Here is a 22,895-nt window from a genome sequence, read left to right as displayed (position 1 = left end):
TCCAGTCGATGTGCGGTGCGTTTTCGTCGCGCGGATGCTGGCGCCGATGTTCCTGCCAAAGTTCGTCGGAAAACAGCGCCGCGACGATCACGAGCGGCAGCACGAGGAATATTCCGAGTATGACTTGCTCGAACACGATAGCCTCCTTGCGGTGGCAGGAACCCTTGCTCCCATTCTAGGCTCTGAACTTCGCCCGCGTTCAATTTCTTACAGTGCGAAACAGGCCCGGATGCGGCCTTGCCGCACGTGCGCCGGCATCAAAAAGGACATGAACATGCAACTCCAGAACGATACCAACACGCTCGCATTGCGGCCGCTTGAGCGCCAGGACCTGCGCTTCGTCCACGAGCTAAACAACGACGCCAAGATCATGCGCTACTGGTTCGAGGAGCCGTACGAAACTTTCTCGGAACTGTCACAGCTGTACGACCGCCACGTGCACGACCAGCGCGAGCGCCGTTTCGTCGCGGTCGATGCGCAAGGCGAGCTGGTCGGCCTCGTCGAGCTGATCGAGCTCGACTACATCCATCGCCGCGGCGAGTTCCAGATCATCATCGCGCCGCAATGCCAGGGGCGCGGCTATGCGGGGCAGGCGACGCGTCTTGCGATCGAGTACGCGTTCAAGGTGCTGAACATGCGCAAGCTGTACCTGATCGTCGATACGTCGAATGCGGCGGCGATTCACGTGTACGAGAAATGCGGATTCCAGCACGAGGCCGAATTGAAGGAAGAATTTTTCGGAAACGGCGCGTATCACAACGCTTATCGCATGTGCATTTTTCAGCGCGATTATTTCGAACGCCAGCAAGCTACCCAGAATAAGGCAGGGTAAACACGCTGGCGAAAGGCGCTTGCGGCGGGGTTTTCGCGGGCGCTGAAACCATGCGGAGAAGTACGGATAAATACGGATTCGCTTATACCTGGCATTTTTCTTGTATCAGGTAAATGCGATTCCGCGTTGCGGTAAAGTCGAATCGTTTCGGATGACTTTATGTGCGGCGCATCAAAATGCTCCGGATAGCGAAATGGATTATCCAAACCGTTCAATCGCCGCATTGTAACTTTGATGAAAGCCTTGCTGAGTAACGTTTTCCGCCCGGCGGCGCGGGCCTGTTCGTCGGGTGGTGCGCATCGTCGTGTCTACGCAGGGTGAGAAAAACAGGCTGCGCACGGGGTGCGACAATCCGCCGCTATTGCGGTCGCACAACAAATGTGCTTGCTATCGCTTGCCGGTCTTCTAAAGTGAAAAACGCGGGTTCACGATCACCTTTAAACACATAGCTAACCCAAGCCTGGTGCCCGCAAGCCTGGAGACAGAACATGATGAAACGTACCGGTATCCTTTTTGCCCTCGTCGGCGCATTTTGCGCGGTGTCGATTGCCCAAGCCGGCGGCGATTCGGCCGTCAAGCCGAAGCAGGAAATCCAGTTGACGAAGAACGCATGGGGCTGCCTGTCGAAAGACAATCTGGACTCCGTACTGAGTCACGAGCGTGACGGCAAGTCGCAGGCGAAGCAGCAATACTTCGACGACTATCGTTGCCTGTCGGTGCCGGAAGGCCAGCGCTTCCGCGTGGTGTCGGTCGATCAGGGCGACGTGCAGTTCGTCAGCGCCGACAACAGCGACCAGCAGGGTCTCTGGACCGATTCGCGCTTCGTCAAGCAGTAACCGCTCATTCACCGCGCCGTCACACGACGCGCGAGCGCGCCGGCGGCGCGAACCGAACACGGCCCGGCCCATGCCGGGCCGTTGTGCTGTGGGCGTGCATGACACGCGTCGGTCGGCCCGCATTCGGTATCATCACGGCCCGACCGAACCGAATGCCCGCCCGGGCTGACTCCGCATGGCGCTGAAATCCACGATCTACAAAGCCGAACTGCAAATCGCCGACATGGATCGGCATTACTACGCCGATCACGCGCTGACGGTGGCGCGCCATCCGTCCGAAACCGACGACCGGATGATGGTGCGCATCGTCGCGTTCGCGCTGTTCGCGCACGAGCGGCTCGAATTCTGCAAGGGGCTGTCGGATGTCGACGAGCCCGATCTGTGGCAGAAAGACCTGACCGGCGCGATCGACGTCTGGATCGAAGCCGGCCAGCCCGACGAGCGGCGCATCTCGAAGGCGGCCGGCCGCGCCGGGCAGGTCACGGTGATCGCATATGGCGGCAAGACGTCGGATATCTGGTGGCAGGGCGTGCGCAGCAAGGTCGAGCGGCTGCGTAACGTGCAGGTGCTGTCGCTGAACGACGGTGTCGCGGCCGCGCTCGGGAAGCTGGCGGAGCGCACGATGCGCCTGCAATGCACGGTGCAGGACGGCACTGCGTGGATCTCGAGCGCCGACCACGATCCGGTGGCGGTCGAATGGACGGTGCTGAAGGCGCGCGCGGACGCGTGACGGCGCGCGTGCCGGCCGCATTCAGCCGATCGCGGCCGGCGGCCCCTTGAATTCGAGCATGTTGCCTTCCGGGTCGAACAGGTAGATCGACGGCCCGTAGCCGCCGGCGCCGTAGCGTTCCGCGGGCGCGCCCGGCCGCGCGCCAAACGCGGCGAAATGGGCGGTCAAGGCGTCGGGGTCGAACGGCTCGACGCGCAGGCACAGGTGATCGAGATTGCGTCCCGTGCCGGGCGGGCCGCTGTCGGGACGATCGATCGGGCCGCCGACCGACAGCAGGTCGATCAGCGCGTCGCCGGCGCGCAGTTGCACGAGGCCCAGATCGGGCTGTTCCTTCTCCACATGGCAGCCGACGGCGTCGCAGTAAAAGCGCGTCATCGCGGCCATGTCGGTCACGCGCAGCACGATGTGATCGATCGCGCGGATGGTCGGTTTCATGGGCAAGGCTCTCCTTCGCGGTCCACGAGCATCGAGTGTAGACGCATCGCGCCTGCGCCGCCGGCCGGAACGCGGCACAATCGACAGACGAAAAAAAGCCCGTTCACGCAGAGCGGAACGGGCTTAATCCATATCAGGAGGAGACATGGAGGAGACAGTTCCAACTATACACACGGCGATGGTGCGACGCAATATTCCGAATGCAAAAAAACGTCAGGACGGCGATTTGTCGCATCCGCACTGCAGCAAAAGGGTGACGGGACGATGACGAAAACCGCGCCGGAACAGCCGGCGCGCGCGTTTTGTCGGATTTATTTTCAGTCGATTCGCCCCCGATTACCGGGCCCGAATCACAGAGCAAGATTCAGGGCGCGACGGCACGTGCCGATGTCTAGAGTAGGCACCATCTACACTAGAGAGTGCGAGGTTCAGATGAAAACCGCCTATCCGACCGATGATGCCCGCTGGGGCGCCGTCACCGAGCGCGATCCGCATGCGGACGGCGCGTTCTTCTACGCTGTGCGCACGACCGGCGTGTTCTGTCGCCCGACCTGCGCGTCGCGGCTGCCGCGTCGCGAAAATGTGTCCTTCTTCGCCGATACAGCCGCCGCGCGTGCGGCCGGCTTCCGGCCCTGCAAGCGCTGCCAGCCGGAAGGGCTGCCGCGCGAGCTCGAGATCGTCAACCGCGCGTGCGCGGTGCTCGACGCGCAGGCCGAACGGCTCACGCTGCAGCAACTGAGCGACGCCGTGCACGTGAGCCCGTTTCACCTTCAGCGGCTCTTCAAGCGCGTGGTCGGCGTGTCGCCGCGGCAGTACCAGGCCGCGCAGCGCGGCGCCGCGCTGCGGCAGGCGCTGCAAAGCGGGCAGCCGGTCACGCAGGCGGCCGTCGACGCGGGCTTCAACTCGCCGTCGCGGCTCTATGCGTCGGTGCCGCGCGAGCTCGGGATGGCGCCGTCGGCGTTCCGTCGGCAGGGCGCCGGTCTGCGGATCGACTATGCGACCGCATCGACGTCGCTCGGCACCGTGCTCGTCGCCGCGACCGAGCAGGGCATCTGCCGGATCGCCTTCGGCGACGAGCCGGCCGCGCTCGTCGGCGAGCTGAAGGATGCGTTCGCGCGCGCCGAGCTGATCGAAGCATCGGCACGGCTCGCGCCGTTCGTCGCGCAGATCCGCGCGTATCTGGATGGCACACGGCACGCGTTCGACCTGCCGCTCGACATCGCGCCGACCGCATTCCAGCAGCGCGTGTGGGAAGCGTTGACGCATATTCCGTACGGCGAAACGCGCAGCTACTCGGAGATCGCCGAGGCGCTGGGTGCGCCGCGCGCGGTGCGCGCTGTTGCATCGGCGTGCGCATCGAACCCGGTCGCGCTCGCGATTCCATGCCACCGGGTCGTACAGAAGGGCGGCGCGCTTTCCGGGTATCGTTGGGGCGTGCGCCGCAAGGCGACGCTGCTCGCGTCCGAAGCGCGTCATGTGCACGACGATCAAACCGAATCCGTTGCGGAGGGCAGCGCAGTTTGAGCATCGCAAGAACAACCATCACCTCCATCGTGAACGGCGGCCATGTGCCGCCGTCCGCGCAAATGGAGCTGCGCTTCAATGCGCCTTACGACTGGGCGCGCGTGCTGCGCTTCTTCAGCGGGCGCGCGATCCCGGGTGTCGAGCAGGTGGCGGACGGCGTGTATCGCCGCATCGTCGACCTGCACGGCGATGCCGGCCGGCTCACGGTCGCGAAACATCCGCGCAAGCACTGCCTGGTCGCGACGGTCGAAGGCGCGGTCGCGCGTCATGTCGATGATGCGTTCGCCATGCGCGTCGCGACGATGTTCGACCTCGGCGCCGATCCGGCCGCCATCGGCAGCGGACTCGCGCGCGATCCGTGGTTCGCGCCGCTCGTCGAGGCCGCGCCGGGGCTGCGTGTGCCGGGCGCATGGTCGGGGTTCGAGCTGGCCGTGCGGGCGATCGTCGGCCAGCAGGTGAGCGTGAAGGCCGCGACGACGATCGTCGGACGGCTCGTCGAGCGGGCCGGCGAGCGTGTGGTTCGGGAAGACGACGGCATGCCCGCATGGCGTTTCCCGACGCCCGATGCGCTGGCCGCGTGCGATCTCGACAAGATCGGGATGCCCGGCAAGCGGGTGGCGGCCCTGACGGGCGTGGCGCGTGCGGTGGCGGCCGGTGACGTGCCGGTCGATCGCGAGCACGCCGATCTCGCGACGCTGCGCGGTGCGTGGCTCGATCTGCCCGGCATCGGCCCGTGGACCGTCGAATACATCGCGATGCGCGCCTGGCGCGATCCGGACGCGTGGCCGGCCTCCGATCTCGTGCTGATGCAGTCGATCGCCGCGCGCGATCCGGCGCTCGACCGGCTCGCGACCCAGAAGCACCGCACCGAAGGCTGGCGGCCGTGGCGCGCGTACGCGGCGCTGCATTTGTGGAATGAGGTGGCCGACCGGGCGGGCGGCGCGCGCGGCGGGTGATCGCGGTGGCCTGCGGCCGGGTGCGACCTGGCGAGGCCGCGATGCAACCCGTTGCGCGGGTCACGCCGACCTGCGTAGGCTGACCGCCGGACACCGGACACCGGACACCGGACACCGGACACCGGACACCGGACACCGGACACCGGACACCGGACACCGGACACCGGCCGTCACGGCAATTCAGCGCATGCGTCGTCGGCAGGATGCCGGGCGCGCGATGCCCACTTTCCCCCGCTTTCCGCGATCGGTTCAGCGGCAGGGTTGCACCTGCCGCCACCCGTTCGCGCATCACGTTCCGTCCGACGAATTCGCGTAACCGGCGTGCCCGTGGCCGCCGCATGGAACCGGTCGCAGAGGCGGCGACCGCCGTGACCGGCCCGCCCGGCGGCCCGCTCCGGCCCGCGCACGGTGCCCGGCGCCACCTCAAGCGCGTGTTTCGGCGAGATGTTAAAGTGCCCGCTACCAACGAAGCGACCAACAATCCAGCCGGCCGCGCGCGGCGTTCTGCGCGCGGCCGTCACGCACTTGCGTCTCCATGTCGAACACCATGACTCACCGCCAGTCCGAACTGCTGCTGAATCGCCTCGAAGCGCTGAGCTCGGGCCCGACGCGGCAGCATCTGCCCGACGGCCTGCGCGGCATCGAAAAGGAAAGCCTGCGCGTGACGCGCGACGGGATGATCGCGTTCACGCCGCATCCGCGCGCGCTCGGTTCGGCACTCACGCATCCGTCGCTGACGACCGACTATTCCGAAGCGCTGATCGAGCTGATCACGCCCGCGGAAGGCGACGCCGCGATCACGCTCGAGCGTCTCGACGATCTGCATCGCTACGTGTATGCGTCGCTCGGCGACGAGATGCTGTGGAACGACTCGATGCCCGGCCTGCTGCCGGCCGACGACCAGATCCCGATCGCCGACTACGGCACGTCGAACATCGGCCGCCTGAAGACGGTGTACCGGCGCGGCCTCGCGTATCGCTACGGCCGCACGATGCAGTGCATCGCCGGCATCCACTACAACTACTCGCTGCACGAGGAAGTGTGGCGGCGCCTGCACGCGGAAGAAGGTTCGACGGCCACGCTCGTCGATTACCAGTCGGAGCGCTATCTCGCGCAGATCCGCAACTTCCGCCGCCGCAGCTGGCTGCTGATGTACCTGTTCGGCGCGTCGCCCGCGCTCGACACGAGGTTCCTGCGCGGCAAGCCGCACAGGCTCGACACGTTCGATGCCGATACGCTGTACCTGCCGCATGCGACGAGCCTGCGGATGAGCGATCTCGGCTACTCGAACACGACCGCCCAGGCCGCGCTGCACGTCGACTACAACACGCTGCCCGGCTATCTCGACGCGCTGTCGAAAGCCGTGAGCGAGCCGTATCCGGCCTACGAGGCGATCGGCACGCATCGCGACGGCGAGTGGATCCAGATCAACACGAACGTGCTGCAGATCGAGAACGAGTTCTACTCGACGATCCGGCCGAAGCGCGTCACGTATTCGGGCGAGCGGCCGCTGCATGCGCTCGCGTCGCGCGGCGTGCAGTACATCGAGGTGCGCTGTCTCGACATCGATCCGTTCGAGCCGACCGGCATCGCACTGGAAACCGCGCGCTTCATCGACGCGTTCCTGCTCGCGTGCGCGCTCGACGAGAGTCCGGCGCTCGACTGCCCCGCGTACAAGGAAGCGAACGCGAACTTCGGCAGCGTGACGATGGAAGGGCGCAAGCCGGGCCTCACGCTGCAGCGCGACGGCCAGCCGGTCACCCTGCAGGCTTGGGCGGACGACCTGATGGCCGATATCGAAACCGTCGGCCGTCGTCTCGACGAGATCCGCGGCGGCGACGAGCATGTGCGCGCAATCGCCGCGCAACGCGAGAAGCTCGCCGATCCGGAGCGCACGCCGTCCGCGCGCGTGCTGCGCACGATGCGCGAGCGCGGCCAGTCGTTCCTCGGGTTCGCGCTGGCGCAGAGCGAAGCGCATGCCGCGCATTTCCGCGCGCATCCGCCGTCGGCGGAGACGCTGCGCACCGAGCAGGCGTTCGCCGCGAAATCGCTGGCCGAGCAGGCCGAGCTCGAAGCGAAGGAGGCCGGATCGTTCGACGCGTTCGTCGCGGCCTATCGCGCCTATACGCTGAACCGCTTCAGCGTGTGATGTCTGCGCACGTGCATCGCGTCGGTCGGCGCGGTGCGCGATGCGTCTCTCCGTCGCCGGTCAGCGCGCACCGTTGTGCGCGCGATCCGGTTGAATCTGCCGTCAGTGATGCGCGTAGGTGCCGCGGTCGATTGCGTGCGGCAGCGCCGGCTTGCCCGATTCCACGTTTGCCCCGCCATCGCTGCCGTAGCCGGTGTCCTCGCCGCGCGCGTGCGCGGCACGGCGCATGATCGCCTGCATGTGGTCCGGAAAGTCGGGACTGCTGGCGAGGCTCGTCCGGTAGCCGGCGGCCTGCAGCTCCACGAGTTCCTGGCGAACCTGGGCACGCGTCAGCGTCGACGCGGCCTGCGCGTGAGCGGCGAAGGCCGCGCCGATCAGCACGCAGGCGCATGCAGCCCGTTTCATCGTCTTCATCGTGTTCACTCCGTGAGGTTCCGGTGCCGTGCCTGCCGTGGCCGGCGCGGGCGGAATCGATGCGACCAGTCTAGGCTTCGGACGCCAAACGAAACATCCCGCGCGTCGTCAGGCACCTTTGCCGCATGTGCAACATTGCGCGGGGAGGCCGCTCGTGGCGGGCTTTCTGTCGAATACGACAGCGGGCTGCCTGCTGCCGGTCAGCGGGCGGCGGCGCGGGCGTATCGGGTCGGCACGGATCGGGCTTGTCCTCCTTGTACAAGCGCCGCGCGCCTCCTAACCTCTTTTAAGCGACTGATCGGTTGGCCGTGCAACGTCGTTGCGTGCGCAAGCGCCTGATCGTGGTCGTGACCGCAGGACATCGCCTTGTACCGAACCCGGGGCATCCCGTTGCCAGCTCGGGTCGTCAGCGCAAGGCATGGGACCCGAGTAAGCGCTAAAGCGCCAACTCGGGTCGACATCTGGAGACACGATGAACCCCACCGACGCCCTACCGCCCGGCATCGTCTTCGCACAGCCGCTGACGCCGGTCGCCAACTCTCTGCTGCTGTCCTTCCTCGTCGCCGCGATCCCGATCGCGGTCGCACTGATCGCGCTCGGCGTGCTGCGCCGCCCTGCCTGGCAGGCGTCGCTCGCCGGGCTCGTCGCGGGCCTCGCGGTCGCGATCGGCGCATGGGGCATGCCGGCCGGGCTCGCGTTCAACGCGGTCGGCGCGGGCATGGCGCTCGCGGTCGTGCCGGTGATGTGGATCGTCTTCAACGCGCTGCTGCTGTACAACATCGCGGTGAAGTCGGGCCGCTTCGACCAGTTCCGGCAGTGGATGCTCGACAACCTGCCCGACGATCGCCGCCTCGTGCTGCTCGTCGTCGCGTTCTCGTTCGGCTGCCTGCTCGAAGGGATCTCGGGATTCGGCACGCCGGTCGCGATCACGAGCGCACTCCTGATCGCGCTCGGCTTCCCCGCGCTCGAAGCGCTCACCTACACGCTGCTGTTCAACACGGCGCCGGTCGCGTTCGGCGCGCTCGGCGTGCCGATCACCGTGCTCGGCGCGGTCACGTCGCTGCCGCCCGCGACGCTCGCGCAGATGGTCGGCCGCCAGTTGCCGTTCTTCGCGCTGCTGCTGCCGTTCTACGTGGTCGGCGCGTACGGCGGGCTGCGCTCGATCTCGAAGCTGTGGCCCGCGCTGCTCGTGTCGGGCGGCAGCTTCGCGATCGCGCAGTTCGTCACGTCGAACTTCCTCGGCTACCAGCTCACCGACGTGCTGTCGTCGCTCACGTCGCTGATCGTCACGATCGGCTTCCTGCAAGTGTGGAAGCCGCAGCCCGATCCGCAATACGCGCTCGCGCGCAGCGTGCCGGCAACGGCCGGCGCCGCGCGCGCGGGCTTCGGCGGCTGGCTGCCGTGGCTCGTCGTGTCGGTGGTCGTGATCGTGTGGGTGCACGCGAACATCGCGGCGATCGGCGACGTGAAGATCAAGTGGCCGGGCCTGCACAACGCCGTGTTCGTGTCGCTGTATCACAAGCCGTATGCGGCGATCTGGGACTTCCAGCCGCTCGGCACGGGCACCGCGATCCTGCTCTCGGCGATCATCACGGCCGCGCTGACGCGCACCGGCGTGGGCGATTTCTTCGATTGCGTGGTCAAGACCTGGCGGCAGACGTGGATCGCGATCGTCACGGTGATGATGATCGTCGGGCTCGCGTACCTGCTGAACTACTCGGGGATCAGCTATACGCTCGGCACCGGCGTCGCGTCGACCGGTGCGCTGTTCCCGCTGGTGTCCGCGTCGCTCGGCTGGATCGCGGTGTTCCTGTCCGGCAGCGACACGTCGGGCAATGCGCTGTTCGGCAACCTGCAGGTGGTCGCCGCGCGGCAGCTCGGCCTCGATCCGGTCCTGATGGCCGCGACCAACTCGTCGGGCGGCGTGATGGGCAAGATGATCTCGCCGCAGAACATCGCGACGGGTGTATCGACGACGGACCTGAAAGGACAGGAAGGTGTCGTGTTCGCGCGCACCTTCTGGCACAGCGTGATTCTCACGCTGCTGCTCGGTGTGCTGGTGTTCCTGCAGCAGCATGTGCTGACGTGGATGATTCCGGCACTGCCGAAGTGAGGTGAGCGCGACGACAGAAGGAAGGCACGAGGAAAAACGAGGGAAGGCGCGGGAAAAGCGCCGGCAAAGTGCGGAACCGGCGAACGCGCGGCAGTTCAGCGTGCGTTCGCCCGCCGCGCCGTTCGTCCTGCTTCATCCGTCCCGGCCGCGTCGCTGCCCGCCGGCAGGATGCACGCGAGGAACGCGTCGATCGCCGGGCTCTGGCGGCGCGCCTTCAGGTAGTACACGTATTCGTCGATCGTCGTGCCGACGCCGCGCAGCGCGATCACGCGCAAATCCGGATGACGTTCGGCCTCGCCGAGCGGAAACAGGCTGCCGCCCACGCCGTGCAGGATCGCCTCACGGATCGCTTCGCGGCTGCCGATCTCGGCCACCGAGACGGCCGCGACACCGGCCGCCTCGAGAATCGTCTCCGTGCAGCGGCGCGTGACCGAGCCTTCCTCGCGAATCAGCAGCCGCACGTCGGCGAGCTGCGCCGGCTCGATCGCGTCGAAGCGCGCGAGCGGATGATTGCGATGCACGACGAGCACGAGCGGGTCGGTCGAGATCACCTTGCGTTCGAGGCCGTCGGCATCGTTGCGCTGCGACGAGACGGCGAGGTCGATGCGGAATTCCTGCAGCGCCTGCAGGATCTCCTCGGAGTTGCCGATCCGGCACGTGAGCGCGATCGACGGATGCGCGTTCGAGAAGCGGCCGACCGCGTCCATGATGTAGTACGGCCCCGTCGCACCGATCCGCAGGTGGCCTTCGAACAGGCCGCCGACGTTGCGCAGCATGATGTCGGCCTGCGCCTCGAGCGCGATCATCTTCTCGACGAGCGGCAGCAGCTCGATGCCGGTCTCGGTGATCTCGAGCTTGCGGCCGCTGCGGTAGAACAGCTCGACGCCGTACACCTGCTCGACCTGCCGGATCTGCGCGGCGATCGTCGGCTGGCTCACGCCCAGGTGGCGCGCGGCGCGCGTGATGCTGCCCTGCCGGACGGTCGCGTGGAACGCCTTCAGCTGATCGAACACGACTCGGCTTCTCCCCCTCTGTATCGCGCGTCAGCGTAGCGCACGCATATGTCGGCCGGATGAAAGGCGCGTCGTGCGCCGCTTCGAAAGAATTTCTGTGGGTAACCCAAAGAAACCTGCGGTAACCGGTCACGGCCGGGACACGCCGATGCGGGGTAATAACGGCAACGCACCACCGCCGGCCCCGCTCGACCGGCGCCCCACTCCTATCGACAACAGGGTTCCCTTCATGTCCTCGAACAATCGACGCGATTTCCTGCGCCTCGCCGCGCAGTCGGCCGGCGCGATGGCCGCCTACGCGGGCTTCCCGCCCGCGATCCGCAATGCGCTGGCGATGCCGGCCGCCTATCGCACGGGCACGATCCGCGACGTCGAACACGTCGTGATCTTCATGCAGGAAAACCGTTCGTTCGACCATTACTTCGGCGGGCTGCGCGGAGTGCGCGGTTTCAACGACCCGCGCCCGCACCTGCTGCCGAGCGGCGCACCGGTGTGGCAGCAGCCGCCGGCATCGGTGTTCACGAAGAACTACCATTCGCGCGGCCTCGATCCGTCGGCGCCGTACGTGCTGCCGTTCTACCTCGATCCGAAGCAGACGACCGAATTCCAGCCGGGCACCAACCACGGCTGGAGCAGCGGCCACCTGTCCTGGAACAACGGCCAGTGGGACCAGTGGGTGAACCAGAAGCAGGACGTGCTGACGATGGGGTACCTGAAGCGCCAGGATCTCACGTACCACTACGCATTGGCCGACGCGTTCACGATCTGCGATTCGTACTTCTGCTCCGCGCACGCCGACACCGCGCCTAACCGCATCTACCTGTGGACCGGCACGGTCGACCCGCGCAACATCTACGGCAACCCGCCGAATGGCCCGGGCATCGGCGAGCGCGACGACGTGAACGGCTACACGTGGACGACCTACGCGGAACGCCTCGAGAACGCGAAGATCAGCTGGAAGGTGTACCAGGGCGGCACGGGCATCCCGGGCGACCCGACCGACAACTACACCGACAACTCGCTGATGTTCTTCAAGCGCTTCCAGGTGAAGGAAGGCGCGAGCGGCCCGCTGGTCGACAAGGGCGCGTCGGACCATACGCTCGCCGAGCTGAAGGCGGACGTGCAGGCGAACCGGCTGCCGCAGGTGTCGTGGATCGTCTCGCCGTACAAGTACAGCGAGCACCCGCAGGCATCGCCGACCGACGGCGCGTTCTACATCAACATGGTGCTCGAGGCGCTCACGTCGAACCCGGAAGTGTGGGCGAAGACGGTGTTCATCCTGAACTACGACGAGAACGACGGGCTGTTCGACCACGTCGTGCCGCCGGTGCCGCCGGTCACGAGCGGCGTGGGCGGCCAGGGCATCGTGTCGTCGAACCTGCTGTCGAATCTCGGCGACGAACTGCTCGATCTGAACAAGTACCCGGGCGAAATGAGCCCGCTCGTGCCGGGTGCGGACCCGGGCGGCATCCAGCCGATCGGCCTCGGGCCGCGCGTGCCGCTGATCATCATCTCGCCGTGGACGAAGGGCGGCTGGGTCTGCTCGGAGACGTTCGACCATACGTCGGTGCTGCGTTTCCTCGAGGCGCGTTTCGGCGTGAAGGAGCCGAACATCAGCGCATGGCGCCGGTCGATCTGCGGTGACCTCACGTCGGCATTCGACTTCTCCGCGCGCCCCGACACCCGCACGGTCAGCTTCACGGTGCCGCAGCACATCGCGACGGCCGGCCAGGCGTACCAGGTGCCCGCGCAGCAGTCGATGCCGGCGCAGGAGCCGGGCACGCGTCCGGCACGTGCGCTGCCGTACGAGCTGTTCGTGCACAGCCGCGTGAGCGGCCACGACGACAGCGTATCGCTCGACTTCGCGAACACCGGTGACGCAGGCGCCGCGTTCTACGTGTACGACCGCCGCAACCCGACGACGCCCCCGCGCCGCTATGCGGTGTCCGCGCACGACCGCTTCGTCGACACCTGGAACACGTCGGCCGCGCGCGGCGACTACCATCTCGCGGCGTATGGCCCGAACGGCTATCTGTGCGAGTTCCAGGGCAACACGCGGCTCGCGGCGGACGGCCGCCATGCGAACCCCGAAGCGCGGATCGGCTACGACGTGCGCAACCGCCACGTGTACCTGCAACTGCGCAACAGCGGGCGCGCGACGTGCCGCGTGACGGTCGACAACGCATACAGCCACAAGCATGCGCGGACCTACACGCTGGAGCCGGGCGAGCGCATCGAGGATCACTTCGAGCTGGCGTCGAGCCACGGCTGGTACGATCTGACGATCACCGCGACGACGCTGCGCGGCGGCGACGACAAGGTCGTGCGCCGCTTCGCGGGCCACGTCGAGACGGGCCGGCCGAGCCAAAGCGATCCGGGGCCGGTGAAGCACCCGACGGCCTGACGGCCGCCGCGCGTCGCGCGAGGCGGGCGAGGTCGGCCCGACGCGCGACCGCCGCCTGCCGGTTGCGCGTCGGTTGCATTCCGGCAGGCGGAATTGGCTTTTGGAAACTGAAAACTGTTGACAATGTGCCGGGCCGAGGGTATATAAGGATCATTCGCCGATATGGCGCCCTCGATTTCTACCGCAGCCCTGCTGCCTGCCCGACCATGACAGCCCCGAACGCGCTCAGCGCCATCGAACTCCTGCAAAGCCAGTCGCTCGCGATGATCGTCCAGGACATGCTCGAGCGCGCGATCGTCTCCGGCGAATACGCCCCTGGCGAGAAGCTCAACGAAGTCGAGATCGCGACCAAGCTGAACGTGTCGCGCGGCCCCGTGCGTGAAGCCTTCCGCGCGCTCGAACAGGCCGGCCTGCTGCGCAACGAGAAGAACCGCGGCGTGACGGTGCGCGTCGTGCCGCTGCGCGAGGCTGAGGAGATCTACGAAGTGCGCGCGATGCTCGACGAGTCAGTCGCGCGCGCGCTCGCGAAGCGCATCTCGCCCGACACGCTGAAGGTGCTGAAGGGCATCATCCAGTCGATGAAGGACGCCGCGAAGACGCACGACGTCACGCGCTATACCGAGCTGAACGTGCAGTTCCACGACGCGATGGTCGTCGGCGTCGGCAACACGCACCTCACCGATACCTACCGCCGGCTCGTGCGCCAGCTCGGCCTGCTGCGCCAGGCCGCGATCGAGGCCGAGGAGGATGCGATCGCCGTGTCCGCGGCCGAGCACGACAAGATCGTGCAGGCGCTCGCGGGCGGCGATGAAGCGCAGGCCGTGGCGCTCGTGCGCGAGCACGTGTCGCACGGCCTCGAGCGCATGCGCCGCACGCACGAGCAGGGGCTGCCCTCGACGGGCAAGTCGGCGCGGGAAAAACCCTTGCGTGCGTAAGCGCCCGGCAACGCTCGCGCGGGTCGCCGCGTACAGCACAAAGCAAAAGGGACGCTTCGGAGCGTCCCTATTTCATTGCGACTTCAGATCTTGCAGGTCCTGAAGATCAACGCGCCGGTCACGCCTTGTCGGCTTTCCCGGCTGCGCTCGCGAACTTCGCGAGCCACGTGTCGACGGCCGCCGGCGGCCGGCTCTCGTCCTCCGCGCGCTCCTTGCGGCGGATCGCATTGCGCACGACGTGCGCGCCGACATAGCGGATCGGCTCCGGCGGGAACGCCCCAAGCGGGCCGCGCGCGATCGGGCTGCGCGTCCACGCGTTGTCGAGGCCGAGCACGAGCGACGACAGGATCTGCCCGCCCATGTAGGTCGGCCCCACGCCGTTGCCCGAGTAGCCGAAGCCGTAGAACACGTTCGGCGCGTCGTCGAGGCGGCCGAAGAACGGGAAGCCGGTGACCGAGCGATCCGACGGCCCATTCCAGCTCGCGGTGACCGGCACGCCCGCAAGCGACGGAAAGAACTCGCGCAGGCTTTGCGTGAGCTGCGCCTCATACGGCGAGCGCCGGTCGAACACGGGCGCGATGCGGCTGCGCCATGAGAACGTATTGCCGCCCTTGCCGAGCATCAGCCGCCCGTCGGCGGTGGTGCGGTAGTAGTAGACGAAGATTCGCGAATCGAGCACCGACACGCCGTCCACGAGCCCGGTTTTCTCGAGCAGTTCCGGGCATTTCTCGGTGATGACCATGTCGCTCGATACAACCGCGATCGTGCGCTCGAACTGCGGAAAGCGGCTCGCCATCCACGCGTTGATCGCGAACACGAGCTTGCCCGCGTGCACGCTGCCGGACGGCGTGCGCACGACGGCCGGCTGCCCGGGCGTGAAGTCGAGCATCGGCGTGCGTTCGTAGATCCGGATGCCCATCGCGAGCGCGACGCGGCGCAGCCCGCGCACGAGCTTGCCGGGATGCACGGTCGCGGCGATCGGCGAGTAGACGCCGTCGAGATTGCGCGCGGAACCCGAGCGCCGCGCGACTTCGGCGGGCGGCAGCGGCTCGTAGCTGTGGATGCCGCACGCGGCGAGCGCGTCGAGCACCGGCGCGAGCGTGCCGACCTGCGCGTGCGACGTCGCGGTGTACAGCGTGCCGTCGAGCCGCAGTTCGGCATCGATGTCGTGCGCGCGGCAGAAATCGGCGATGTGCTGCACGGCCGCTTCGGATGCCTTCACGAGCCGGATCGCCTCGGCTTCGCCGAACAGCCGCCGCAGCGTCAGGAATTTCGCGGACCACGTGAGCAGGCAGCCGCCGTTGCGGCCGCTCGCGCCGGCGCCGCACAGGTCGGCCTCGACGATCGCGATGTCGAGCGCGGGGTTCTGCTGCTTCGCCTGGATCGCGGTCCAGAGCCCGGTGAAGCCGCCGCCGACGATGCACACGTCGGCTTGCGTCGCACCTTGCAGCGCGGGGACTAGATCGCCGTCGTTGAACAGCGCTTGTTCGATCCAGAAGGGTCGCATGGGTGGGTTCGTCGAAAAGGGGGTGTGCCGCGCACGGCCCGAAAAAAACGGCCGCCGCATGCGAGCGTGCATGCGGCGGGTTACATCACGTCACGTCACGCTGCCGCTTCCGCCGACACGCGGCGCACGCCCATCGCGCGCAGCGTGTCGGCGATCGCGGCGACCGCACCCGGAATCCCGGCCTCGCCGAAGTGGCCGATGCAGCCGACTCGGAACGTCTCGACCTCGGTCAGCTTGCCCGGATACAGGATGTAGCCGCGCTGCTTGACCTCCTGGTAGAAGCGCCTGAAATCGTAGTTCGGATCGTCCGGTGCATGGAACGTGACGATGATCGGCGCCTGGATCGCCGGATCGAGGAACGGCCGGAAGCCGAGCGCGAGCATCCCGTCGATCAGCGCGCGATAGTTGCGCTGGTAGCGGCCGCCGCGTGCCGCGAGCCCGCCTTCGTCGACGTATTGCGCGACGGCGGCGTCGAGTGCCGCGACCACGTGCGTCGGCGGCGTGAAGCGCCACTGCGTCGTGCGCTGCATGTAGACCCACTGGTCGTACAGGTCCATCGCGAGCGAGTGGCTGTTGCCTTCGCAGCGTTCGAGCGCGCTGCGCTTCGCGATCACGAAGCCGAGCCCCGGCACGCCTTCGAGGCATTTGCCGGACGCCGCGATCACCGCGTCGAACGGCGTCGTGCGCGCATCGATGTCGATCGCGCCGAACGAGCTCATCGCGTCGACGATCAGCGCGCGGCCGTGCTTCGCGACGACCTGCGCGATGTCGTGCAGCGGGTTCAGCACGCCGGCGCCCGTTTCGCAGTGCACGAGCGCGACGTGCGTGATGGTCGGATCGGCGGCGAGCGCACGCTCGACGTCGGCCGGATCGACGCGGCGATCCTCGCGGTAGTCGATCGTCGTCAGCGTGCGGCCGAGCACGCGGCAGATCTTCGCGATGCGCTGGCAGTACGCGCCGTTGTTCGGCACGAGCACGTGGCCGTCGCGCGGCACGAGCGTGCCGAGGGCCGCTTCGACCGAGAACGTGCCGCTGCCTTGCAGCGGCACGCATTCGTGCGTGCCTTCGCCGTGCACGATCTGCAGCAGGCGTTCGCGCAAGCGTGCGGTGATCGCGTTGAAGTCGCTGTCCCACGATCCCCAGTCGCGCAGCATCGCGTCGCGCGTGGTGTCGGAGGTCGTCAGGGGGCCGGGGGTGAGCAGGATGGGCTGGGCGGCGAGCGTCATGGTGTCTCCTTGATGAAGTCGGGACGTCACGTGAATGCGGCTAAAGAGTCAGTGGCGATGCGGGTTGCGCCAAGCCTGCGTGCGGCGCAACAGTCGATGCGAGATGCACGCGAACAGCACGCACGCGAACGACGAGGTCGCGAGCACGAGCGTGGCCATCGCGGCGGCCGGGCCCATCTGGCCCGCGTCGTCGAGGTTCAGGATCGCGACCGACGCGGGCTGCGTGTCGGGCGAGTAGAGGAACGCGACGGCCGAGACCGTTGTCATCCCGTTGACGAACAGGTAGCGCGCGATCAGCAGGATCGCCGGCAGGCACACGGGCACGGTCACGCGCAGGAAGGTCTTGTAGAACGGCACCTTCAGCGACGCGGACACGGCCTCGAACTCGCTGTCGATCTGCCTGAGCGCGGTGACGGCGGTCAGGTGGCTCGATGCGTAGTAGTGCACCACCGTGACGATCGCGAGCAGCCACAGCGACCCGTACAGCCCGTTCAACGGATTGCCGGGTGCGTTGAACAGGAAGATGTAGCTGATGCCGAGCACGAGCCCCGGCACGCCCATCGGCAGGATCGCGCACAGCGCGATGAAGCCGCGCAGCCAGCGCGCGCCGCGCGTCTTCTCGATCAGGTAGGCGCCGCCGAATACGACGATCGTGCCGCCGAGCGCCACCGTCGCGGCCATCCGCAGGCTGTTCTTGTACGCGTCGAAGATGCCGGCGCCGATCAGCCCCATCTTGTAGTGCTGCAGCCCGACGCTCATCTGGTACGGCCAGAACTTCACGAACGACGCGAACACCGAGATGCCGACCACCGCGATGAAGAACGCGCACACGATGCCGCAGTACGCGAGCATCGCGGCGTCGAAGCCGCGCGACGGCTTCGGCTGGTACGGCGTCGAACGCGCGCCGAGCTGCGACTGCTGGCGGCGGCGGATGAAGAAGTCGACGCCGAACGCGACCAGCGCCGGGCACAGCAGCATCAGGCTCACGACCGCGCTGCGGTTGAAATCCTGCAGGCCAATGATCAGCTTGTAGATGTCGGTCGACAGTACGTTATACGAACCGCCGATCACCACCGGCACGCCGAAGTCGTTGATGCACATCGTGAACGCCACCATCGTCGCGCTGATCAAGCCGTACTTCGCGCCCGGCAGCGTGATCGTGAAGAACTTGCGGATGCGACTCGTGCCCATCGCGTCGGCGGCCTCGTAGAGCCGGCCGTCGGCCAGCGACAGCGCGGTGACGAGGATCATCAGCACGTGCGGGAACGACGCGTACACCATGCTCAGCACGATGCCGGGCAGCCCGTAGATCGAATGGCCGTGCAGCAGCGGCTTCAGCAGCCCCGCGTTGCCGAACCAGTAGATGAACGACACCGCGGACAACAGCGTCGGCGCGAGCAGCGGCAACAGCGCGACGGTACGCGCGACGTTCTTGAACGGCATGCACGAGCGGGTCAGCGCATACGCGAACGTGAACGCCATCGGCACGACGATCGACGTGACGAGCGCGCCGACCGTCAGCGAATGCAGCATCGAGCGCAGCACGCCGCTGTCCTCGAGATACTCGACGAAGTTGTGCGCGCCGACGAAGCGCCCGTCCGCGTCGACGAAGCATTTCTGCATGACGAGCGCGAGCGGCAGCAGCAGGAACATCGACATCAGCGCGGCCATCGCGACGAGCGCGAGCTGCGCGATGCGGTCGTGCCAGTGCGTGATCTGCCGCACGTCGGCGGGGGCGGGGGCGCCGCGACGGCGCTCGGTCAGGACGGTGCTCATTGCAGTCGCTCCTTCGCGCTCGGAAACACGCGGACATGCTCGCGATCGAGCGCGAGGTCGATGCGCGCGCCGGCCTGCACGCCGGTGCGATCGACGTCGTGATACGACAGGTCGGCGACGATCTCCTGGCCCTCGAGCCCGTCGATCCGGAAGCTCACGCGGCAGAACGCGCCGAGGAATTCGAGCTTCTCGACGCGGCCGGCCAGCACGTTGTCGGCCGTCTCGCCCGGCACGCGGATGCGCAGGTCCTCGGGCCGCACGTAGACCGACACCGCCGCGCCCTGCACGGGGCGGGCCGCACCGTGGCGGCAGTCGAGGCCGACCGCGCCCGCGCGCAGCGAGCCGTCCTGCGCGACTTCGGCGGGAATCGTGTTGACGCGGCCGATGAAGTCCGCGACGAACGGCGACGCGGGCTGCCGGTAGATTTCGAGCGGCGTGCCGATCTGCTCGATCACGCCGTGGTTCATCACGACGATGCGGTCGGCCATCGACAGCGCTTCTTCCTGGTCGTGCGTGACCATGATCGTCGTCACGCCGAGCCGCTGCTGCAGCGCGCGGATTTCCTGGCGCAGCCGCACGCGCACCCGCGCGTCGAGCGCCGACAGCGGTTCGTCGAGCAGCAGCAGGCCGGGGGAGGTCGCGAGCGCGCGTGCCAGCGCGATGCGCTGCTGCTGTCCGCCGGACAACTGGCCCGGATGCTTGCGATGGCTGTCGGGCAGGCCGACCAGCGCGAGCAGCGTGTGCACGCGCTCGTGGATCGCGTCGCGCTTCATCTTGCGGTTCACGAGCCCGTACGCGACGTTGTCGTACACGGTGAGGTTGGGGAACAGCGCGTACGACTGGAACACGATCCCGTAGTCGCGCAGTTGCGGCGGCAGCCGCGAGATGTCGCGGCCGTCCTGCATGATGTGGCCGGCGTTCTGCGTCTCGAGCCCCGCGATGATCCGCAGCAGCGTGGTCTTCCCGCAGCCGGACGGCCCCAGGAAACAGATCATTTCGCCCTTCATCACGCTCAGGTTGATGTCGGTCAGAACCTGCGTGTCGTTGTACCGCTTCTCGATGCGTTCTACGCTCAGATAAGGTGCCATGCGCGCCTCCATGCTGGGGCGGCCCGGGGGCCGGATTCGACGACGGAAAGGGTGGCGCGGGGCGGCGCGCGACGCGGCCCCGCGGCGGGTCGCGACGTTACTGCTGCGCTTTCGCGCCGTAGCGCTTCTGCCATGTATCGAGAATCGACTGGCGATTCTTCGCCGACCACACGAAGTCGTTCTTCACGAGCAGGTCCGAGTAGTTGTCGGGGATGCCGGCCAGCTTCCGTGCGACCCCCGGGTACGCGACGATCGCCCACCAGCGCGCGGTGATCTGGTTCGCCTCCTTGCTCGCCATGAAGTCGGCGAGCTTCTTCGCGGCGTCGGGCTGCTTCGTCGTCTTCATGATCGCGGTGCCTTCCATGTCCCAGCCGAGCCCTTCCTTCGGGAACACGAGATCGATCGGCGCGCCCTGCGACTGCAGTTCGTGGCCGCGGAACTCGAACGAGATGCCGATCGGGAATTCGCCGGTGCCGGCGAGCGTGCATGGCTTCGAGCCCGAGTGCACGTATTGCGCGACGTTCTTGTCGAGCGCATCCATGAATTTCCAGCCTTTGTCGTCGCCGAAGGTCTGCAGCCACGCGGTCACGTCGAGGTAGCCGGTGCCGGACGAAACCGGGCTCGGCATCACGATCGCGCCTTTATAGACGGGCTTCGTCAGGTCTTCCCACGAGGTCGGCTTCGGGATGCCCTTCGCCTGCGCGGCGACGCGGTTGTAGCAGATCGTCGCGCCCCACACGTCCATGCCGACCCAGTGCGGCGGCGTGTTCGCGTCGCTGTACTTGCGCGTGAGCTGGTCGAAGTCCTTCGGCGTGTAGGGCAGCAGCATCCCCTGCAGGTCGAGCAGCGTGAGGCTCGACGCGGCGAGCCCGAGCACGACGTCCGCGCGCGGGTTGTTCTTCTCGGCGAGCAGCTTCGCGGTGACCGAGCCGGTCGAGTCGCGCACCCAGCGGATCTCGATATCGGGGTTCGCTTTCTCGAACGCGTCCTTGTAGGGCTTCATCGCCTCGTCTTCCAGCGCGGTATAGACGAGCAGCGACGTCTTCGCGTGCGCCGCCTGCACCGCGCCGAGCGCGACCGCCGCGGCCAGCGCGAAGCGGGCCGCGCCCGCCACCCATGCGTTCAAACGCTTGTTTACCGGCACTTCGTTCATCTTCAGACCCCTTGACTGTGGCGCCGCGGCACGCGGCGGATGTGTGGAGACCAGCCCTCTTGCTGCACCGTTGTTTTGCCTTCTGTTCTCTGCATGTTGTTGACAATCTACAAATCATCCATTTTAATGTCAAGCATGGAAAACACCTCCCTTCGGCGCGACGCGGGCGCCGACGGCTCACCCCTTCGACCTGAAAGGAATGAACGTCATGAATGAAACGCCTGTATCCGTGGAAGTGAACGGCCGCCGCTACAACTGGATGAGCCGGCCCGTGGTGGTCGTGTGCGTCGATGGCTGCGCGTACGAATATCTGGAGGAAGCGGCCGAGGCCGGCGTGGCGCCGTTCCTGCGCACGCTGCTGAAGCCGGGCACGGCGCTCAAGGGCGAGTGCGTGGTGCCGAGCTTCACGAACCCGAACAACCTGTCGATCGTGACTGGCGTGCCGCCGGCGGTGCATGGGATCAGCGGCAACTACTTCTACGATCGCGACACCGGCGCCGAAGTGCTGATGAACGATCCGAAGTACCTGGTCGCACCGACGGTGCTCGCGACCTTCGCGGAGCAGGGTGCGAAAGTCGCGGTCGTCACCGCGAAGGACAAGCTGCGCCGCCTGCTCGGCAAGGGGCTGAAGGGCATCTGCTTCTCGTCGGAAAAGGCCGACGAGGCGAGCATCGAGGAAAACGGCATCGACAACGTGCTCGAGCTGGTCGGCAAGCCGGTGCCGAGCGTGTACAGCGCGGACCTGTCGGAATTCGTGTTCGCGGCCGGCGTGCGCCTGCTCGAGACGCGCCCGATCGACCTGATGTACCTGTCGACCACCGACTACGTGCAGCACAAGTGCGCGCCCGGCACGGAAGGCGCGAACGCGTTCTACGCGATGATGGACACCTACCTGCAGCGCCTCGACGCGCTCGGTGCGATCGTCGCGATCACGGCCGACCACGGAATGAACGCGAAGCACGACGATGAAACCGGCGAGCCGAACGTGATCTACCTGCAGGAGCTGTTCGACGAGTGGCTCGGCGAGGATGCGGCGCGGGTGATCCTGCCGATCACCGATCCGTACGTCGTGCACCACGGCGCGCTCGGCTCGTTCGCGACCGTCTACGTGCCGGCGACGGCCGACGCCGAAGCGCTGCGCGCACGGCTCGCCGCAGTCGACGGCATCGAGGTCGTGCTGACGGGCGCCGAGGGCTGCGCGCGCTTCGAGCTGCCGCCGGCGCGGATGGGCGACCTGATCGTGATCTCTAAGCAGGACGTCGTGCTCGGCACGCGCCGCATCAAGCACGACCTGTCGGGCCTCGACGTGCCGCTGCGTTCGCACGGCGGGATCTCCGAGCAGATCGTGCCGCTGATCTTCAGCAAGCCGGTCGCCGGCGACGTCTCGGGCCGCGCGCGCCTGCGCAACTTCGACATCATCGACATCGCGCTCAACCATCTGCAGTGATGCGCACGCATCCGTAAGGGGACACACTCATGAACGCCATTGCAGCATCGACGGACGTCCGCGAGATTCGTCGCGAAGCACTGCGAATCGATGGGGAACGGATTCATCGGGACGCGGTAATCGAAGTGCGCAACCCGTACGACGGCGCGCTGGTCGGCACCGTGCCGAAGGCGACGCTGGACGACGTGCGGCGCGCGTTTGCGGCCGCACGTGCCTACCGGCCGACGCTGACGCGCCACGATCGCGCGGCGATCCTGCGCCGTGCGGCCGATATCGTGCGTTCGCGCACCGCAGAGATTGCAGCGCTGATCACGGCCGAGGCCGGCTTGTGCATCAAGGATTCGACGTACGAAGCAG

Annotated in this window: 19 protein-coding genes; 11 read left to right on the top strand and 8 right to left on the bottom strand. The window is 67.2% G+C overall.

What is annotated here, in order from left to right:
• Positions 1–274: 274 nt before the first annotated feature.
• The 3 genes from speG (at position 275) to G3N96_RS25230 (ending at position 2,398) form a co-directional block, all read left to right on the top strand.
• The gene (gene speG / locus G3N96_RS25240) at positions 275–832 is read left to right on the top strand and encodes a spermidine N1-acetyltransferase (RefSeq protein ID WP_206138873.1); all 558 of its coding nucleotides are present in this window, start codon (positions 275–277) and stop codon (positions 830–832) included.
• Positions 833–1,320: 488 nt separating this feature from the next.
• Positions 1,321–1,668, top strand: a complete 348-nt coding sequence (locus G3N96_RS25235) for a hypothetical protein (protein WP_011353606.1) — start codon at positions 1,321–1,323, stop codon at positions 1,666–1,668.
• Positions 1,669–1,843: 175 nt separating this feature from the next.
• Entirely contained in the window at positions 1,844–2,398 is a 555-nt protein-coding gene (locus G3N96_RS25230; RefSeq protein ID WP_011353605.1) for a YaeQ family protein, read from the top strand.
• Positions 2,399–2,419: 21 nt separating this feature from the next.
• Here G3N96_RS25230 and G3N96_RS25225 read toward each other — a convergent pair whose 3' ends face one another.
• Positions 2,420–2,833, bottom strand: a complete 414-nt coding sequence (locus G3N96_RS25225) for a VOC family protein (RefSeq protein WP_124581891.1) — start codon at positions 2,831–2,833, stop codon at positions 2,420–2,422.
• A gap of 432 nt (positions 2,834–3,265) precedes the next feature.
• Here G3N96_RS25225 and ada point away from each other — a divergent pair, with 432 nt between their 5' ends.
• The 3 genes from ada (at position 3,266) to gshA (ending at position 7,462) form a co-directional block, all read left to right on the top strand.
• Positions 3,266–4,357, top strand: coding sequence for a bifunctional DNA-binding transcriptional regulator/O6-methylguanine-DNA methyltransferase Ada (gene ada, locus G3N96_RS25220; RefSeq protein ID WP_124581893.1), 1,092 nt, complete (start codon positions 3,266–3,268; stop codon positions 4,355–4,357).
• Positions 4,354–5,313 (top strand): AlkA N-terminal domain-containing protein, encoded by a 960-nt coding sequence (locus tag G3N96_RS25215; protein WP_206138872.1) that lies wholly within the window; start codon positions 4,354–4,356, stop codon positions 5,311–5,313. The genes ada and G3N96_RS25215 overlap by 4 nt, the downstream gene beginning before the upstream one ends.
• A 535-nt stretch (positions 5,314–5,848) precedes the next feature.
• The gene (gene gshA / locus G3N96_RS25210) at positions 5,849–7,462 is read left to right on the top strand and encodes a glutamate--cysteine ligase (protein ID WP_206138871.1); all 1,614 of its coding nucleotides are present in this window, start codon (positions 5,849–5,851) and stop codon (positions 7,460–7,462) included.
• A 102-nt stretch (positions 7,463–7,564) separates the two neighbouring features.
• Here the strand turns inward: gshA and G3N96_RS25205 are convergent, their stop codons facing one another.
• A complete protein-coding gene (locus tag G3N96_RS25205; RefSeq protein WP_124581899.1) occupies positions 7,565–7,876 on the bottom strand; it encodes a DUF4148 domain-containing protein in 312 nt (103 codons plus the stop codon).
• A 472-nt stretch (positions 7,877–8,348) separates the two neighbouring features.
• Between G3N96_RS25205 and G3N96_RS25200 the strand changes: the two genes are divergently transcribed.
• Positions 8,349–9,989, top strand: a complete 1,641-nt coding sequence (locus tag G3N96_RS25200; RefSeq protein WP_124581903.1) for an L-lactate permease — start codon at positions 8,349–8,351, stop codon at positions 9,987–9,989.
• 95 nt (positions 9,990–10,084) lie between these two features.
• Here the strand turns inward: G3N96_RS25200 and G3N96_RS25195 are convergent, their stop codons facing one another.
• Positions 10,085–11,002 carry a LysR family transcriptional regulator gene (locus G3N96_RS25195; protein WP_206138870.1) on the bottom strand — a complete coding sequence of 306 codons (918 nt, stop codon included), beginning with the start codon at positions 11,000–11,002 and terminating at the stop codon, positions 10,085–10,087.
• 229 nt (positions 11,003–11,231) lie between these two features.
• Here G3N96_RS25195 and G3N96_RS25190 point away from each other — a divergent pair, with 229 nt between their 5' ends.
• Complete coding sequence (locus G3N96_RS25190) at positions 11,232–13,406, top strand: phospholipase C, phosphocholine-specific (RefSeq protein ID WP_206138869.1); 2,175 nt, start codon at positions 11,232–11,234, stop codon at positions 13,404–13,406.
• A 206-nt stretch (positions 13,407–13,612) separates the two neighbouring features.
• Positions 13,613–14,341, top strand: coding sequence for a phosphonate utilization associated transcriptional regulator (locus G3N96_RS25185; protein ID WP_124581921.1), 729 nt, complete (start codon positions 13,613–13,615; stop codon positions 14,339–14,341).
• A 118-nt stretch (positions 14,342–14,459) separates the two neighbouring features.
• On the opposite strand, the gene G3N96_RS25180 is transcribed toward G3N96_RS25185, so the two are convergent.
• The 5 genes from G3N96_RS25180 to G3N96_RS25160 all read right to left on the bottom strand — a co-directional run bounded on the left by G3N96_RS25180 (position 14,460) and on the right by G3N96_RS25160 (position 21,091).
• Entirely contained in the window at positions 14,460–15,848 is a 1,389-nt protein-coding gene (locus tag G3N96_RS25180; RefSeq protein ID WP_206138868.1) for an FAD-dependent oxidoreductase, read from the bottom strand.
• A gap of 95 nt (positions 15,849–15,943) precedes the next feature.
• Positions 15,944–17,074, bottom strand: a complete 1,131-nt coding sequence (locus G3N96_RS25175) for a 2-aminoethylphosphonate--pyruvate transaminase (RefSeq protein ID WP_206138867.1) — start codon at positions 17,072–17,074, stop codon at positions 15,944–15,946.
• Positions 17,075–17,122: 48 nt separating this feature from the next.
• On the bottom strand, positions 17,123–18,850 hold the full coding sequence (locus tag G3N96_RS25170) for a putative 2-aminoethylphosphonate ABC transporter permease subunit (RefSeq protein ID WP_206138866.1): 1,728 nt from the start codon (positions 18,848–18,850) through the stop codon (positions 17,123–17,125).
• A complete protein-coding gene (locus tag G3N96_RS25165; RefSeq protein WP_206138865.1) occupies positions 18,847–19,938 on the bottom strand; it encodes a putative 2-aminoethylphosphonate ABC transporter ATP-binding protein in 1,092 nt (363 codons plus the stop codon). The genes G3N96_RS25170 and G3N96_RS25165 overlap by 4 nt, the downstream gene beginning before the upstream one ends.
• Positions 19,939–20,035: 97 nt before the next feature.
• The gene (locus G3N96_RS25160; protein WP_206138864.1) at positions 20,036–21,091 is read right to left on the bottom strand and encodes a putative 2-aminoethylphosphonate ABC transporter substrate-binding protein; all 1,056 of its coding nucleotides are present in this window, start codon (positions 21,089–21,091) and stop codon (positions 20,036–20,038) included.
• A 208-nt stretch (positions 21,092–21,299) separates the two neighbouring features.
• On the opposite strand from G3N96_RS25160, the gene phnA reads away from it, so the two are divergent.
• Both phnA and G3N96_RS25150 read left to right on the top strand, forming a co-directional pair.
• Positions 21,300–22,538, top strand: a complete 1,239-nt coding sequence (gene phnA, locus G3N96_RS25155; RefSeq protein WP_047852694.1) for a phosphonoacetate hydrolase — start codon at positions 21,300–21,302, stop codon at positions 22,536–22,538.
• 29 nt (positions 22,539–22,567) lie between these two features.
• On the top strand, positions 22,568–22,895 hold a 328-nt coding region (locus G3N96_RS25150), incomplete at its 3' end, for an aldehyde dehydrogenase family protein (protein WP_206138863.1).

Origin of the sequence: Burkholderia sp. Se-20373 (assembly GCF_017104705.1) — a bacterium.
Classification (GTDB): domain Bacteria; phylum Pseudomonadota; class Gammaproteobacteria; order Burkholderiales; family Burkholderiaceae; genus Burkholderia.
The sequence above is the reverse complement of the archived record's forward strand: the minus strand, read 5'-3'. Positions and strand labels throughout refer to the sequence as shown.

Coding starts and splice junctions, on each gene's coding strand:
- G3N96_RS25180 (WP_206138868.1), bottom strand. CDS start 15,848: ATGCGACCCTTCTGGATCGAACAAGCGCTGTTCAACGACGGCGATCTA.
- speG (WP_206138873.1), top strand. CDS start 275: ATGCAACTCCAGAACGATACCAACACGCTCGCATTGCGGCCGCTTGAG.
- G3N96_RS25165 (WP_206138865.1), bottom strand. CDS start 19,938: ATGGCACCTTATCTGAGCGTAGAACGCATCGAGAAGCGGTACAACGAC.
- G3N96_RS25225 (WP_124581891.1), bottom strand. CDS start 2,833: ATGAAACCGACCATCCGCGCGATCGATCACATCGTGCTGCGCGTGACC.
- G3N96_RS25235 (WP_011353606.1), top strand. CDS start 1,321: ATGATGAAACGTACCGGTATCCTTTTTGCCCTCGTCGGCGCATTTTGC.
- G3N96_RS25160 (WP_206138864.1), bottom strand. CDS start 21,091: ATGAACGAAGTGCCGGTAAACAAGCGTTTGAACGCATGGGTGGCGGGC.
- G3N96_RS25205 (WP_124581899.1), bottom strand. CDS start 7,876: ATGAAGACGATGAAACGGGCTGCATGCGCCTGCGTGCTGATCGGCGCG.
- G3N96_RS25200 (WP_124581903.1), top strand. CDS start 8,349: ATGAACCCCACCGACGCCCTACCGCCCGGCATCGTCTTCGCACAGCCG.
- gshA (WP_206138871.1), top strand. CDS start 5,849: ATGTCGAACACCATGACTCACCGCCAGTCCGAACTGCTGCTGAATCGC.
- G3N96_RS25185 (WP_124581921.1), top strand. CDS start 13,613: ATGACAGCCCCGAACGCGCTCAGCGCCATCGAACTCCTGCAAAGCCAG.
- G3N96_RS25190 (WP_206138869.1), top strand. CDS start 11,232: ATGTCCTCGAACAATCGACGCGATTTCCTGCGCCTCGCCGCGCAGTCG.
- ada (WP_124581893.1), top strand. CDS start 3,266: ATGAAAACCGCCTATCCGACCGATGATGCCCGCTGGGGCGCCGTCACC.
- G3N96_RS25175 (WP_206138867.1), bottom strand. CDS start 17,074: ATGACGCTCGCCGCCCAGCCCATCCTGCTCACCCCCGGCCCCCTGACG.
- G3N96_RS25170 (WP_206138866.1), bottom strand. CDS start 18,850: ATGAGCACCGTCCTGACCGAGCGCCGTCGCGGCGCCCCCGCCCCCGCC.
- G3N96_RS25230 (WP_011353605.1), top strand. CDS start 1,844: ATGGCGCTGAAATCCACGATCTACAAAGCCGAACTGCAAATCGCCGAC.
- phnA (WP_047852694.1), top strand. CDS start 21,300: ATGAATGAAACGCCTGTATCCGTGGAAGTGAACGGCCGCCGCTACAAC.